This window comes from Staphylococcus sp. M0911 (assembly GCF_003491325.1).
Classification (GTDB): domain Bacteria; phylum Bacillota; class Bacilli; order Staphylococcales; family Staphylococcaceae; genus Staphylococcus; species Staphylococcus warneri_A.
The window spans coordinates 2,058,513-2,073,368 of sequence record NZ_CP022881.1; the positions used below are offsets into that span (position 1 = coordinate 2,058,513).

Genomic DNA, 14,856 nt, shown 5'->3' on the forward strand with positions numbered 1-14,856 from the left:
ATGATTCATATCGCGCTATTGTTTAGATTGTATATTCTAATTATTAACTTTTAGTAATATAACTAATTAATTCAATATTGACAGGAATTTCTTTCAAATGATCACGTTGATTCTTAGGCGCAGTGAACGTTGCATCGATAAAATCATTCTGATGATTCAAACGATATGTTGCTACAAATGTATCTGTCTCAGATTCAAAGTTTGGTAAATGTGCAATCACACGTTTAATTTCTCCTGTTGAATCAATTAACTGTCTACCTGTAATGTTTTCTAATTCTCTACCTAATTCAGGTAATGTTAATGCTTTACCTTCTAAAATGCTAAAGTCTTGTTCATGCATGGCGTTTCTCTCCTCTTTACATCATTGTTCAAAATGATAAATTTTATATTAATAACATTGGTTTATTCTTTAGTATATACATTTATCAACTAAAATACCCTATTTTTTTATTAATCAAACCTGATAATATCGCCCAATAATATGATAGTAACTACATCATATCATACTCTATTGTGTTGAAGATGATTGCTTTTGGTTAGTTTGATTTGTATTAGCCTTATTACTGCCATTCTGTTGAGATGTTTGGTTCGTTTGCTTTTGGTTATTCTTTGACTGAGTTGGTGTGGATGACTGGTTTTGAGTTTGTTTACTAGCATCTTTTCCTTCAGTTGATTGTTGATCATTCTTTTGTGAGCTTGACTTAGATGCATCATTATCCTCTTGGCTTTGGTTACCACTATCTTCATCACTTGAATCTGCACTACTTGCTGCACTTGAGGCACTATTATCTACTTCTTTTTGTAATTTATCCTGTTGATCTTTTAAATCCTCTTTTTGCTTTTTTAATTTTTTCTTTTGTGCTTTCAATGATTTATTTTCTTTTTCCAGTTTGTCTACACTCTTTTCTAAAGAAGCTTTTTCCTCACTTTTACCACATGCAGACAACGTCAATGTTGCAGATAAAAACAATATAATCCACTTTTTCATGTTAAACTCCTTTAAAAACAGTTATAAATATAATTCATTTTATCATGAAATATTAAATTATTCATTTTTCTACATTAAATCTTTTCGCATCCTAATATGACTATCATCATAACCTAATTGATGATTCAAATTAAGCATCGCTTTATTTTTAATATGGATTGTACTCTGAATCGACTCTGCGCCTATGTCTTTGGCCCATTGTTCTATTGCCATTTTAAGCTGTTTGGCGAGTCCTTGACGACGAAAATGTGGGTATACATATAATAATTCAATGATTACAGTTTTAGTTTGTAACTCATAGTGACCCCATACAAAGCCTTTTAACTCCTGATTATTCTCAAGAAGTAAGATAGTATCATTTGTATGACGCAATCTTGCATTAATCATTTCATATCGTAATGCGATAGATGTCTGAGTAACTTTGTAATTGAATTCTTGATTTTCCAATAAATGTTCATGTATGGTTGCTACTTCATTAATAATTGCTTGATTACTTAATGTTAACTTTCTCATATTTAACTCCTACACTTGATATGATAATCACCCGATTTCTATGGTATGATTAAGCGTAATATAATACTGACATACCCTTGCATATCTGTGAATTAACACATATATTGGTATTAACTATCCAATAATGACGCATAATATCCGTAAAATATATTTACGCAATAGTTAGAATGTGTGCATTAGTTATATTTGTGATTTAAAAAAGTAGTATATTGCTCACATTATTGAGAGAAATCTCTCTTTTTTCATACTACTTAAACTATTTTAAAGGAGCGCTTAAGCACTCATGAAGTCTACTGCTCAATTAGCTAAAGAAAATAATGTAAAATCATTACGTTTAAATAATACAGATAGAGAAATATTTGAAAACTATATGACCTATATTCGGTCTGATTTAAGTGTGAATCCTCATGATTCAGAAGTTATGTTGAATCGTATATTAAAACATTTAATTAGCGCTGAAGATAAAGGTATGTTGGCTATGGAATTCTTTAACCACAATCCTAAAATGCACGCTAAAAAACAATTAAAAGAGCTCCCAAATGAAACAGTAAAGAATATATTTAAATATATCTATCAGCATTTTGTATTATTAATAGGCATCTTTTGTTTTTTAAAAGGATTTATCGGATTCTTTATTGGTGGAGATAGTAACTATCTTTACCTATACACATTTCCAATCACTGTCATTATTGGCTTATTTATTATCTTCTTGTTTATTTGGATGATATTTAAAACGATTCAGTTGCAGTGCTTTAATAATTCAAATTGGGTCTGGCTCTTAACCTATGCAGTGATTGCACTGTTAATCGTTGCGTTGTTTTACGTCTTTTTCATACCACAATCTTTTCTAGCATTCGGTCCTTATATTAATGTAAGTAATTGGTCATTTATAATAATTTCTATCATTATTACTCCGATTTCATTTTATATTGATCATCATTATTTCAATAAAGATGCAAATACAATTATGTGATAATATTGATTTTCTCATCATGAAAGTTAATTAAATATTTTTTAAGTCCAATAAAAACTTGATAAAACAGCACATAAATAAGGCCCTAAATGACATTCAACATTCATTTAGGGCTTTATCGATTTTATATTCGTGTCTAATTAAGTAAAAAGATGTCTAGCATAAACCAAATAACCATAATAATCATAATGATAGCTTGTGCAATCGTGCTTGCTAAAAATGCAACAATAGAAGCACAACCCACTTTAATGGCTTGTTTAAAATCATAACCTTGTATTAATTCGATTACTAGAACAAGTATGAAAGGTATAACGACAATTCCAAATGGAGGTAATACAAAACACCCTATAATCACACCTAGAATCGCACCATACTCTCCGAATTTAGAGCCACCATATTTTCCTACAAAATATTTATTCATAAGAAAATCAGCTAAAAAGATTAATAATGTTAAAACAATCATTGATATATAAAATATCCAAGATAATTTCCCATCTTGAAATCCAAATTGATAAATTAGAAATCCTATCCACATCACTAAAACGGAAGGAATCACAGGTTTAACTAATCCTATAAATGCTAATATGAACATCAATATAATTAAGCACCATAATATCACTGTCATTTTAAACTACTCCACATCTAATTTTGTAATTTTTTGATCTTTGGTTAAGAAAATTAATACAATTCCTAAGAATAGTGAGCACGCTGAAACATAGAATACATTTTCCAAACCAACCCATCCACTCATCATACCACCTAATAAATTACCACATAGTTGACCAATCACCATTGCATTAGCAAATAATGTTGATGCATAACCTGGGAAATCAGGTAGTATATCTTGAAAATAACTAATACCTATACCTAATAGTATGGCTAAGAAAAACGCTAAAAATAATTGACCAAGTAACATCATATAAAAATTTTTAAATAAGCTAATACTAAAGTAAAATGCTCCTCCAAATATACCGCCGTATATAAGTAATGTTCGTGTTGGTAATTTCCTAGATAAGATACCTAAAATCACCATAAATGGTACTTCTAATCCAGCACATAAACTTGCCAAATAGCCCACATGCCCTTCCTTTTCATGAAGGTAATCTGTAACAAATAATGGCATATTCATTGTGTACATCCATTGTCCAATATGTAATAAAATAAACGCTAAAAACGGTATGAGTAATGTCTTATCTTTAAACATATTTGGCGCTACCTTTTCAACGTGTTGTTGTTGGGAAATGGGTTGCTTAACATTTAAATTTTTATAGAAGAAGACTTGCAATAACAGTGTAAATAAAATAATAGAAACCGTACCACCAAATAATCCCGAATAACCATTCAGTTCAATCAATTGCGAACCGATAAATGGCCTAAATAAAAATCCTAGCGAGAACATTGATCTTAGTACTGTATTAGCAAATTTGGCGTTTTCACGTGAACTTGAAACATTAATTGATTCCCTAGCGGATGCATAAAGTTGAGGCATTGCAGGTGCAAACAAACCTTGAAAAAGTGCGTAAAGAATAATAAATAATAGAATGTCTTTCACAAAAAAGTAAATAGAAAAACTAATCGCACCCATAAACAATGCCGTTATAATTAAGAACTTTCTATTAATATTATGTGTGTCAGAGAATCTAGCAATAATCGAATTAACTGTGAATTGACTGATAGCTGCTAAAGCTAATAATAGGCCATATTGTTTCGTCGTCATGCCTAAATCTTTCGTTGCAAATAAAACAAGGTAGGGTACCGTTACTGCAATACCCATACCTAATAGCAACATATTCACAACAAATAACTTGTAGTTTTTGATATATAACAATTCTTTAAACATAAGAATAACCTCTATTCATTAAGCTAATCTGTCTACTGTATCTAACGAATAAAATTCAACATTAAATTAACAAACGAGTCTACTTGAGGTAGTTGTAACATACTTTGATCGTAACTCATATAAGTTGAACGAATCAGTGGATCATTATCGATAGTCACTTTTTCAAATTCAAACATATTCTTATCAATGTTTTTCATCATAATTTCGGGTAAAATCGTTACACCTACACCACTAATCAACATTTCTTTACACGTAACAACTTGATCAACAGTAATCGTCGCATGATAATCTTGTTCCAAATTATCATTATACCATTGCTTAATTTGATTAATGTAAATAGGGTCAGCTTGGAATTCAATAAATGGTAGTTTTGTAACTTCATCACGTCTATCTTTAGGATAGATAAAATAGTGGTCGTCATTAAACAAATGCGTGTTAGATAAATTCATGACCTTATTACCTCTTGTAATCATGACATGATAATCTCTATGATTTGCCTTAATCTGCTCTGTAGAACCTACTTGTACTTGAATTTCAACATTAGGAAATTGCGTATTATATAAACTTAATACTTCAGGTAGCAGTGTCTGCCCTATCAAAGAAGAACAACCAATAGAGATTGTTCCATTGACTTCCCCTATATGTGCCTGCATTTTATCAAAAAATAAACGTTCTCTTTTCAACATATCACGTGCATGTTCGATAATCATTGCGCCTTCGGTTGTTGTGATAAGTTGCTTTTTCGTTCTTATAAAAACATCTACTCCAAAAGCACTTTCAATCGCTTTTAAACGTTGCGTGACAGCTGGTTGAGAAATATATAATATTTCCGCTGCCTTTCTTAATGTTTTTGTTTCGTCTAACGTAATTAATAAACGATAATCATCTATTTTCATAGTGTCCCCCTAGAATGTAACGTTTCTTTTAAACGCTTCAATATTGTTATTTCTATTTATTATGTAAGCGTAATTAGCATTATTTTTTATCAGACGATTTTACTCGATGCACTTTCTTACTTTTAAATGGATGATTGTGTTTATTTTTCTTATATTTTTGATTGATTTTATGATAACATTTCATCACTTTACTCTGTATGTCATCAAAATTTTCTACAATTTCAATCATCAATTGATGCGCAATAATATATGCCTCGTGATATTGTTTTTGACTAATTTGCTCATTTTGTAATGCAAATAACAAATCATCTTCATCAACTAATTCGTATGATCCATCAGGCAATACCAGAACGTCTAAACATAAATCTAAAGTACGTGCATTTCCTTTTTGAGTAATATTTTTAATATTAATATCAAAATAATATTCTAGTGGATTCCCCTTATCATCAAACATAACGGTCAAACTATATCTCTTTTTTTCAGGTAATATTTGTAACCATTTATAATTATCATCTGCGACTATAATATTCTGACCAACTACCGTCACCTCTAAAGGTTCACGTACTTTCTTCATCGTGACCAAGCCTATAATACCCTTAAATCTATTATTATTAACTTTAACCTCTGTGTATTCTCTTTCAATCAGGCGACGCCAGTGACGTTTGTCTATATATTTTACTTTCACAGTCACCAACTCCTTGTTCTCATTATATATAAATGGTTCTGTAATGTCATCATATGCCGAACCTGGTTATATTCTGTCGTAAAATTGATTTATCTATATTCTACTACATATCAAGACATTTTACTTTAAAACGACTAAATTACTATGAATTTATTTAATTTTAATTCTAATCATTTTTTAAACACTGATAGACACTACGATATATTTTAAAACTCATTTAAACATTAACATAAAAAAGCATACCTACGAGTTAAGGTGCTCTCATAGGTATGCTGAAATTCAGTTATTTCTCTTTTAGGGCATATTGATCTATCAATGTTTGATGTTCTGGATATAATGCTAATAATTCATGTGCTTCAAATAATTCGAAATGCTTATATTCAAAGGCAGGTTGACACATACAACCTACTAAACAAAATCCTTCATCATGTTCAAAAGAAGAAGCGAAGATTGTACCTTTAGGCACAACATACTGCAGAACTTCTCCCGCTTCAATATTAGTACCTAATTGTACCGCTTCGTATTTACCGTCAGGCATAATCATATGAATAGTTAAGGATTCGCCTGCATGATAATACCACACTTCATCAGCATCGATGCGATGAAAATGTGAAATATCATTCGAGGTTAATAGAAAATATATACTACTGAATGCAGCTCTTGTTGAATTCGTAGAACCATGGCGTATACTTTCCTTAAAATAACCACCTTCCGGATGAGGTGTCATTTGCAGTTGATCAATCCAATATTGTGCGTTAGTCATTATTTTAAATCCACATTATGGAATACATTTTGAACATCTTCTAAATCTTCTAATGCATCTACTAATTTTTCAAAAGTCTCTTGATCTTCAGGTGATAACTCAATATCTGTTTGAGGTAACATTTCAAACTCTGCTACTTTGAAATCTTCAACACCTGCTTGTCGTAATGCATCTTGAACTTGTGCAAATTGATCTGGTTCTGCATAAACAATTGTTAAGCCGTCTGCATCAATCACATCTCTAACATCTACATCTTGTTCCATTAACTCTTCTAGTACATCATCTGCAGACTTACCTTCAATACCAAAAGTAGCTGTATGATCAAACATGTAAGCAACTGAACCTGAAACACCCATGTTACCACCATTTTTACCGAAAGCCGCACGCACATCAGACGCTGTTCTATTCACATTATTTGTAAGTGCATCAACGATTAACATTGAGCCGCTAGGACCAAAACCTTCATATCTTAGATGGTCATAGTTTTCATCTCCAGCACCTTTAGCTTTATCGATAGCTTTATCAATAATATGGTTTGGCACAGAATATGTTTTGGCACGTTCTAATACTAATCGTAAGGCTTGGTTAGATTCAGGATTGGGTTCCCCTGATTTTGCTGCTACATATATTTCTTTACCAAATTTAGCATAAATTCTACTTGTATTTTTATCTTTTTGAGCCTTTTTCTCTTTAATATTATTCCACTTACGTCCCATTATGGTCATCTCGCTTTCATTCTCTATAATTAACATTCTATATTATACATGATTTTGCATCGTTTATATACCACTAGTAACCTATCTCTTTGATAACGTTTGAACTCACTATTGTACCAACCTAGAAGATATATCATTAAACATAAAAAAATTAGCCCCTAAAATTAGGAACTAACTTATATGTAGATATTTAAATGTTTAAATATTCTTCAACATCATTGAATAAAGCATTAAATTCTTTCATGTTGTCTTGATTCATATATAGATATATCTTTCTTTCATCTTCTTTAGATCTTACTTTACTTAATTTATCTTTTTCAATCAATCTACGAATTGATACTAATAATTTAGTTCTACTCAATTCTAATTCTGAAATTGCAATTTTCAAAAATGTTTGCATTAACATTTGTTCTTCTTGGCAATTCTTTTCGGCCAAGTCTAAAACAGCTAAATCATTTAATGTTAATTTATATTTTTGATCTATATATTCAGATAATGCTTTATATTGTTTATAAAATTCTAATAACTTATCTAACTTCTCTTTGTTCAAAGACTTGCACCCCCAAATATAAAACAGACAACGTATAATAACATTATCCTAAATATCTGAAAATTTGTCTTTCCTGTTTGTTTTTAATCTATTGTCAAAATTACCGATAAATTTAAATTGAGTTGTGCCACGCCCTTTTGATTTTAGATTCATTTTTAAATATAGTAATCATATAAAAGGAATTATAACTAAGGTTAATGTCTAACGACTTTTCTGTAAAATCATGTTCAATCACTTCTACCATAGGCTTAAAGTAATAATCTATAGTATCTAGAAATTCACTCGTCCAGTCATATTTATTCCTTAAATCTTTAGATATTAAATGATTTAGGTTACCACTATAACTATTTATTTTTCCTATAAATATAAAGTAGCGCTTATTCGAAAGCGTTTGATCAAAGCTTACATATACATGACTATCTTCATAGTTCTCATTTGTAGCTTCGTTTTCAATGATTCTCCAATCAAATAAACATAAAACATATCTGTCATCGAGTTCGACTTTTTTGTAGTAATTTGCATCAACATACTCTTGGTTGAACAGCCAAGTTAACTCATTAAATATTAAGCCAAATGTTGTTTTAAAACCGTTCTTATCAAATAAGTGTAATGTATTAAAAAGGTGTGTATGGTCATATAAATTAAAACCTAATCCAGCAAATGTTTCTCTTAAAGTCGATATTGTTTCAATGATAAGTGGCGCACTATTGCTTAAATCATTATCTTTATCGTTAATTAATTGATGATTTTCTACATTTAGTAAAATCATCTTTTCTTTCACAAAGTCAATTTCATTCAGAATTGCTTTTAAGTTCTTTAATTGAATCTCATTTTTTAATAACAAATGTTCATTTTCATCTATTAAATAGGATGTTTTTAATTTGGCATTATCAATAAATAAATATTCGAATTTCAATCGCTTAATTTGTGATTCTATCGTTTTTAATAGTACAGGATCATCTAACAAACATGTCATATCTAAGCCGATAACATGATTAATATGCAAATCTTGAAACTTAATAATATCTCTATAAATTTCACGTATTTCCTTTTCATCTAAATTGAATACTGAAATCACTTCATATTCATAAGGAATGACTTTCATAGCATTTTTCAATTTTAACACTGCATCATTAAAACAAATTCCTAAATGATCAATAACTCTATAATTATCAATATTAAAAGCAACCCTTAACCCTTTTTCAATGATAACCTCTGCAATTTTTCGTTTGTCGTCATATGTCATCACATCACAAATTTCTGTGAGTGTTGGTACAATATAGAAAATGACATCAGTACGTGAAAAGTCATATTTTTCAAACTTGTCATATAAAAATAAATATCGAATTTCTTCTATTGTTTGAATTTGAATAGTGCTATAAAATGGTTTAACTTTATTAGGCGTACCAATATCTAGTTGGATATCTTCATATTTTTCAATATTATGTTGCTCTACTAAATCTTCAACATATGTTTTGAAAGCTTCAATATCTTGATCAGTTTCAATATTCACTTTAAACATCACATTCTTATCGTATTTTGAAAGTTTACGATAATCATTGGGCGTCACACCTAAATAGCCTTTGAACATTTTAGAAAATGTAGACATATTACTAAAACCTAATGCGTCACTAATATGACTAATTGTGGCACTAGTGGTTAGCATCATTTCTATTGACTTACTAATTTTTAAAGTATCTACATATCTCTTAAACCCCATACCTATTAATTGATGGAATTGGGAAGAAATATTTGATTTTGATATAAAAAGATCTGTTGATATATCTTTTAACGTCAATCTCGTTTCAATGTGATTATCGATATATTCTAATTCCTCTTTTAAATCATTATAATATGTATAGTTGTATTGATTAACTGCAATATCCTTATCTACAACTGCTTCTGTACCTATGATTTGAACAATTTCCCTTGTAAGTTGATCCAGCATCTCTTGATTATCTTGACTAATTCGTTTGAGTGCTAACTGTAAAATCAAGTCTTTAAGTAAATTAGAAGATTTAATCAGATTGGACGTATATTGGAATTCAAAAAATGAAAAACCTTGTTCTGTAAACCAATCACTTGTTAGATATAGCATGATCATTCTACCTTTTGTGTTTACACTAAAAACATCAGCATTGTTGATGATATAGATGTCGTTATTAATCGTCATTTGTTTACGAAATTTTTGAACATACATGTCACTCTCTAATGGCCAAAATAAGATGATCCCGTCTTGACACCTAGTTGTCGGATATTCAACATTAGAAAGTATACGCAAATAAGAATTCGGCATATTTCTCCCTCTCTTTTCTAATAAACCCAGTATAGCTTCCAAACTTAATTAACATTCTAAATACCTAATCAAAATAATTTAACGCAATTATAACACGTATTTAAAAAATATACTTGTTTATATATTTAGAAAAAATTAAGTTATAAAACAACATAAATATTACGAATAAAAAAAGATGCGGCGCTAACTTCTTAATGTTTTATCTAAAGACATTAAGAAAATATTTTACATCACATAGTTAATTTCACGCCAACATCTTTGTTTTTGAACAATCGCTATTTTGATTATCTAAATCGATTAGCCAATCGAAGTATATCTTTAATGATATTTAATAGATTGATAAATAAATTAAAGCCCATTTCTCGTGGAGAGAATTGTCCTCGTTTCATCCTATTAAAATCATACAGGGTATATAACAAGAACAATAATAAGCTTACGACTGTAATAATAGTATGGAAAATAGGATTATGAATAAACATCCCAATAATGCTTGCAATAATTAATGCTAATAAAGTAACGAATAAATATCTTCCCATACTTGATGCATCGTTGATTAAAAAGAATCCTACAATACCAAAAGCAATAAAAGCACCAATGGCTAAAATAATATTCTTATAAAAGACTTCAGGTCCTAAATTTTGCAAATAGCTTGTAAACATAGCATATGATAAAAGTCCCAATATAATTGCATATATATGCGAAATAACTAAACCATACTTACGTGCACGCTGAAACACTAAGGTAATTAATACTAAGACCATTAATGCAAGAGATAAGGGTCTTCTCCATTCCATAGGTAAAAATTGACCAAAGTAACAACCAATCCCAAAAATAATCCAATAATACATGAAGAATAGCCAAACCTTAGCATAAGCATGTGAACGATGTTTATCTTTTGTTTCATTTGTATGTTGTGCAGTCTGTGACATATATTCTGCTCCTTCATTTATGGTTTGTTTATCTAATGGTACGATTTTACAATAATATATTAATTAAAAAAAGTAATAATAATGAAAAATAGATATACTTAGTCGGTAATTCTATATATACTATACACTTTGTTACAATTTATAAAACTTTATTATTGGATTTTTTAATTAAAAAGCCGCTTCATAACTGTCATATCAACATTTCCACAAATGAAATATTTCAACTCTCAATTGTTAACAATATTACAAGATAATAACAAACAACACAGAGACTAATATTTTTGTTAGTATGGATAGCGTAGTAAAAAAACGAAACGCGATGATACATCGTTAAACTTAATTTCTATAAATAAAAATATTAAAGCAAATATAAGGAGGAGTCACTTTGAAAAAGTTAGCCTTTGCAGTAACTGCCGCTTCAGGCGCAGCCGCAGCACTTTCTCATCACGATGCCGAAGCTTCTACTCAACATAAAGTACAGTCAGGAGAATCATTATGGACTATCGCTCAGAAATATAATACGTCTGTAGATAGTATTAAACAAAACAATAATCTAGATAATAATATGGTATTCCCTGGACAAGTCATCACAGTAGGTGGAAGTGCTTCTCAAAGCTCAAGTTCAAACACTTCTTCACAATCAGGATCACCTTCAACACACACTGTACAATCAGGTGAGTCATTAAATATCATTGCAAATAAATACGGTGTATCAGTTAACGAATTAATGTCAGCCAATAATTTAAATGGTTATTTAATCACACCTAACCAAACTTTAAAAATACCTAATGGCGGTTCTGGTGCAGGCGCTGGATCTGGTTCTGGTGGTGCAACTGCTACACAAGGTAATACAAGCACACAATCACCATCATTTAACCACCAAAACTTATATACTGAAGGTCAATGTACATGGTACGTATTTGACCGACGCGCACAAGCTGGTAAACCAATTAGCACATATTGGTCAGATGCTAAATATTGGGCTACAGGCGCAGCTAATGATGGTTACCAAGTTGACCATTCACCTGAAGTAGGTGCAATTATGCAAAGCGTTCCAGGCCCATATGGTCATGTTGCATACGTTGAACGTGTGAATGGTGACGGAAGTATCTTAATTTCAGAAATGAACTATACTAACGGACCTTACAACACAAACTATAGAACAATTCCAGCTTCTGAAGTATCAAGTTATGCATTCATTCACTAAAAAGTGAGATGCTATATCATTAATTATACTTTTAATAAAAATAGCTTAACACCAACAAAGCATATCACTTTGTTGGTGTTTTTTAATTGTCTAAATTGATCTTATATATGGCATGTCCCCCTCATTAATCATCATCATAAATCTAATACTCAGACGACTATTCTGGTATAAGTCCATTGATTTACCTGACGAAACGCTCCCCTTATTCCATAACTAACATTATCAACCTTAATAATGACACTCTCATCATAAATATTATCATCTATTATGTTTCTACTGAATTCTCTGGAGCGATAATATAGACACTACTTGACTGAGGAAAGTTGTTTTATCATCAAATACATTAGCCTCTATATTTCATAGCTAAAAATAGACTATATAAAAAGGTTGAGCGTATGTCTTAAACGCTCAACCTAAATATTTAAATCGCTATGTTATATATATATTATTTTAAGAAGAAATGCATTATAAAGTAAACAAGTGCTGCTAATACTGCAGAAATAGGTAATGTAATTACCCAAGTAATTAACATACGTTGTGCTGTACTCCATCTAACACCTTTCGCACGGTTAGAAGCACCAACACCTAAAATTGATGAAGATACAACGTGTGTTGTTGAAAGTGGGAAATGTAATGATGATGCTACGAAAATAGTTAACGCAGATGACAAGTCAGCTGCAGCACCATTTGCTGGTCTGATTTTCATAATGTTACCACCAACAGTTTTGATGATTTTCCAACCACCGACTGCAGTACCAAGACCCATAGCAGTAGCACATGCAATTTTAACCCATAATGCTGGTTCTACGTTTGAACCGTTTTGAATATTAGCAACGATTAAAGCTAAAGTAATGATCCCCATTGATTTTTGAGCATCGTTTGTACCATGTGAGAATGATTGTAACGCTGCTGTGAAGATTTGAAGGAATCTAAAGTTACGATTAGCACGTGTTAAGTTAGCATTTTTAAATACGACTTTAACAATTGAATACATAATAAAACCAACACAGAAAGCGATAATTGGAGATACAATTAACACGATAATAATTTTAGTGAAACCTTGGTAATGTAATACTCCAAATGATCCTTCTGAAGCAATAGCTGCACCTGCGATTGATCCAATTAATGCATGTGATGACGAACTTGGGATACCATATAACCAAGTAATTAAGTTCCATGCAATCGCAGCGATAATTGCTGCTAAAACAACAACCAATCCATGTTGCAATTTAAACGGATCTACAATATCTTTTGTTATTGTACCAGCAACTCCAGTAAATGCTAAAGCACCAATAAAGTTCATAACTGCAGCTAATAAAATGGCTGTTCTTGGAGTTAATGCTCTTGTAGATACGGCAGTAGCTACAGCATTGGCTGTATCATGGAAACCATTGATAAAGTCAAATATTAATGAAAATATAACTATAGCTATCGTGACGATTAAAATATATTCCATAAGTGAGGACTCCCTTTAGCTATTTTTCATGATTATAGTTTCAAAATTATTTGCGACTGTTTGGCATTTATCTGCAATTTCTTCCATACTTTGATAAATATCTTTTATTTTAATTAATGTGATTGGATCTGTTTCACTGTTGAAGATATGTTTCATAGATTGTCTTAAAATACCGTCACAGTTCGTTTCAAACTCTTTAATATTAATTGAGTGAATACGCATGTGAGATAATTTTTTATCTACTAATAAACCTACAGCTAGTTTCATTTCTGCAACTGCTTTTTGAATATTTTCAACAAATTCAGCCATGTATTCGTCTGTATATTCGATTGAATACATTTCAAACATTGCTGACGTTTCTTCCATAGCATCTAACACATCATCAATTGCATTACATAAAGATAAGATATCTTCACGTTCAATTGGTGTGATAAAAGTCTGATTTAAATCAGTAATCACTTGATGCATTAATTCATCACCATGAGATTCATAAGTTTTGATATTATCAGAATATGCTTTCAAATCTAAATGTGTATTGAAATCCATTTTACCGAACTCAATTGCTGCACGATCAAGATTAAAAACCATTTCTTCTAACTGAACCATGAACTTATCTTTTTTCTTACTAAACATTCAAAATCCTCCATTTGAGCGATTGTTGCCAATCACATTCATAAATTTTTACTCCATAAGACCTATTATAAGGAACACATTTACAATTTTCAGAAAAAAGGAGATTCACTTTTTCATTTTGTAAATATTATGTAAATCATAGTTATAAGCAATGATGATTGCATTCAAATAAATTGCGATTTGTTCCTACTTGAAAATATCACAAAATTTACATAACTACAATTCAATTTACAAATTCTTAACAAATACGCAAACAAAATTTTACATACACTTTCCTAATGTGCACAAAAGGAGTATAATAACCAATCCACTTTATAATTTAACGTTTTAAATGATGTCTTTCAATCAATTTCCCATATACCAAATATAAACCATAATTTTTGCTATCCCTCCGATTCCACTTTATACTAG

16 protein-coding genes are annotated in these 14,856 nt (G+C 30.4%); 2 read left to right on the forward strand and 14 right to left on the reverse strand.

Features of this window, described 5'->3' with window-relative positions; genetic code table 11:
* Positions 1 to 43 precede the first annotated feature (43 nt).
* From ssp1_RS10030 to ssp1_RS10040, 3 genes are all read right to left on the reverse strand, one after another.
* On the reverse strand, positions 44 to 340 hold the full coding sequence (locus ssp1_RS10030; RefSeq protein ID WP_002450994.1) for a hypothetical protein: 297 nt from the start codon (positions 338 to 340) through the stop codon (positions 44 to 46).
* A gap of 168 nt (positions 341 to 508) precedes the next feature.
* Positions 509 to 988 (reverse strand): SA0632 family lipoprotein, encoded by a 480-nt coding sequence (locus tag ssp1_RS10035; RefSeq protein ID WP_075778874.1) that lies wholly within the window; start codon positions 986 to 988, stop codon positions 509 to 511.
* Between the two features lie 69 nt (positions 989 to 1,057).
* Positions 1,058 to 1,501, reverse strand: a complete 444-nt coding sequence (locus tag ssp1_RS10040; RefSeq protein WP_075778873.1) for a GNAT family N-acetyltransferase — start codon at positions 1,499 to 1,501, stop codon at positions 1,058 to 1,060.
* 283 nt (positions 1,502 to 1,784) lie between these two features.
* On the opposite strand from ssp1_RS10040, the gene ssp1_RS10045 reads away from it, so the two are divergent.
* Positions 1,785 to 2,474: a DUF1129 family protein gene (locus tag ssp1_RS10045; RefSeq protein WP_002450998.1), complete on the forward strand. Its 690-nt coding sequence runs from the start codon at positions 1,785 to 1,787 to the stop codon at positions 2,472 to 2,474.
* A gap of 136 nt (positions 2,475 to 2,610) precedes the next feature.
* Here the strand turns inward: ssp1_RS10045 and ssp1_RS10050 are convergent, their stop codons facing one another.
* The 9 genes from ssp1_RS10050 to ssp1_RS10090 all read right to left on the reverse strand — a co-directional run bounded on the left by ssp1_RS10050 (position 2,611) and on the right by ssp1_RS10090 (position 11,149).
* Positions 2,611 to 3,099, reverse strand: a complete 489-nt coding sequence (locus ssp1_RS10050) for a DUF456 domain-containing protein (RefSeq protein WP_049425604.1) — start codon at positions 3,097 to 3,099, stop codon at positions 2,611 to 2,613.
* A 6-nt stretch (positions 3,100 to 3,105) separates the two neighbouring features.
* On the reverse strand, positions 3,106 to 4,320 hold the full coding sequence (locus ssp1_RS10055) for a sugar efflux transporter (protein WP_162886132.1): 1,215 nt from the start codon (positions 4,318 to 4,320) through the stop codon (positions 3,106 to 3,108).
* Positions 4,321 to 4,355: 35 nt separating this feature from the next.
* Positions 4,356 to 5,210, reverse strand: a complete 855-nt coding sequence (locus ssp1_RS10060; RefSeq protein WP_075778871.1) for a LysR family transcriptional regulator — start codon at positions 5,208 to 5,210, stop codon at positions 4,356 to 4,358.
* 79 nt (positions 5,211 to 5,289) lie between these two features.
* Positions 5,290 to 5,895: a ribonuclease FAU-1 family protein gene (locus ssp1_RS10065; protein ID WP_002451002.1), complete on the reverse strand. Its 606-nt coding sequence runs from the start codon at positions 5,893 to 5,895 to the stop codon at positions 5,290 to 5,292.
* Between the two features lie 283 nt (positions 5,896 to 6,178).
* Positions 6,179 to 6,658, reverse strand: coding sequence for a cupin domain-containing protein (locus ssp1_RS10070; RefSeq protein WP_002451003.1), 480 nt, complete (start codon positions 6,656 to 6,658; stop codon positions 6,179 to 6,181).
* Positions 6,658 to 7,374, reverse strand: coding sequence for a YebC/PmpR family DNA-binding transcriptional regulator (locus ssp1_RS10075; RefSeq protein WP_002451004.1), 717 nt, complete (start codon positions 7,372 to 7,374; stop codon positions 6,658 to 6,660). Before ssp1_RS10075 ends, ssp1_RS10070 begins: the two co-directional genes overlap by 1 nt.
* Before the next feature lie 190 nt (positions 7,375 to 7,564).
* Positions 7,565 to 7,924, reverse strand: coding sequence for a transcriptional regulator, SarA/Rot family (locus ssp1_RS10080; protein ID WP_002451005.1), 360 nt, complete (start codon positions 7,922 to 7,924; stop codon positions 7,565 to 7,567).
* Between the two features lie 112 nt (positions 7,925 to 8,036).
* Complete coding sequence (locus tag ssp1_RS10085; protein ID WP_118828209.1) at positions 8,037 to 10,220, reverse strand: helix-turn-helix domain-containing protein; 2,184 nt, start codon at positions 10,218 to 10,220, stop codon at positions 8,037 to 8,039.
* A 284-nt stretch (positions 10,221 to 10,504) separates the two neighbouring features.
* A complete protein-coding gene (locus ssp1_RS10090) occupies positions 10,505 to 11,149 on the reverse strand; it encodes a Bax inhibitor-1/YccA family protein (protein WP_002451007.1) in 645 nt (214 codons plus the stop codon).
* A gap of 385 nt (positions 11,150 to 11,534) precedes the next feature.
* Here ssp1_RS10090 and ssp1_RS10095 point away from each other — a divergent pair, with 385 nt between their 5' ends.
* Positions 11,535 to 12,356 (forward strand): LysM peptidoglycan-binding domain-containing protein, encoded by an 822-nt coding sequence (locus ssp1_RS10095; protein WP_075778869.1) that lies wholly within the window; start codon positions 11,535 to 11,537, stop codon positions 12,354 to 12,356.
* Positions 12,357 to 12,801: 445 nt separating this feature from the next.
* On the opposite strand, the gene ssp1_RS10100 is transcribed toward ssp1_RS10095, so the two are convergent.
* A complete protein-coding gene (locus ssp1_RS10100) occupies positions 12,802 to 13,812 on the reverse strand; it encodes an inorganic phosphate transporter (protein ID WP_002451009.1) in 1,011 nt (336 codons plus the stop codon).
* A 15-nt stretch (positions 13,813 to 13,827) separates the two neighbouring features.
* Positions 13,828 to 14,445 (reverse strand): DUF47 domain-containing protein, encoded by a 618-nt coding sequence (locus tag ssp1_RS10105; protein ID WP_002433514.1) that lies wholly within the window; start codon positions 14,443 to 14,445, stop codon positions 13,828 to 13,830.
* Between the last annotated feature and the right edge of the window lie 411 nt (positions 14,446 to 14,856).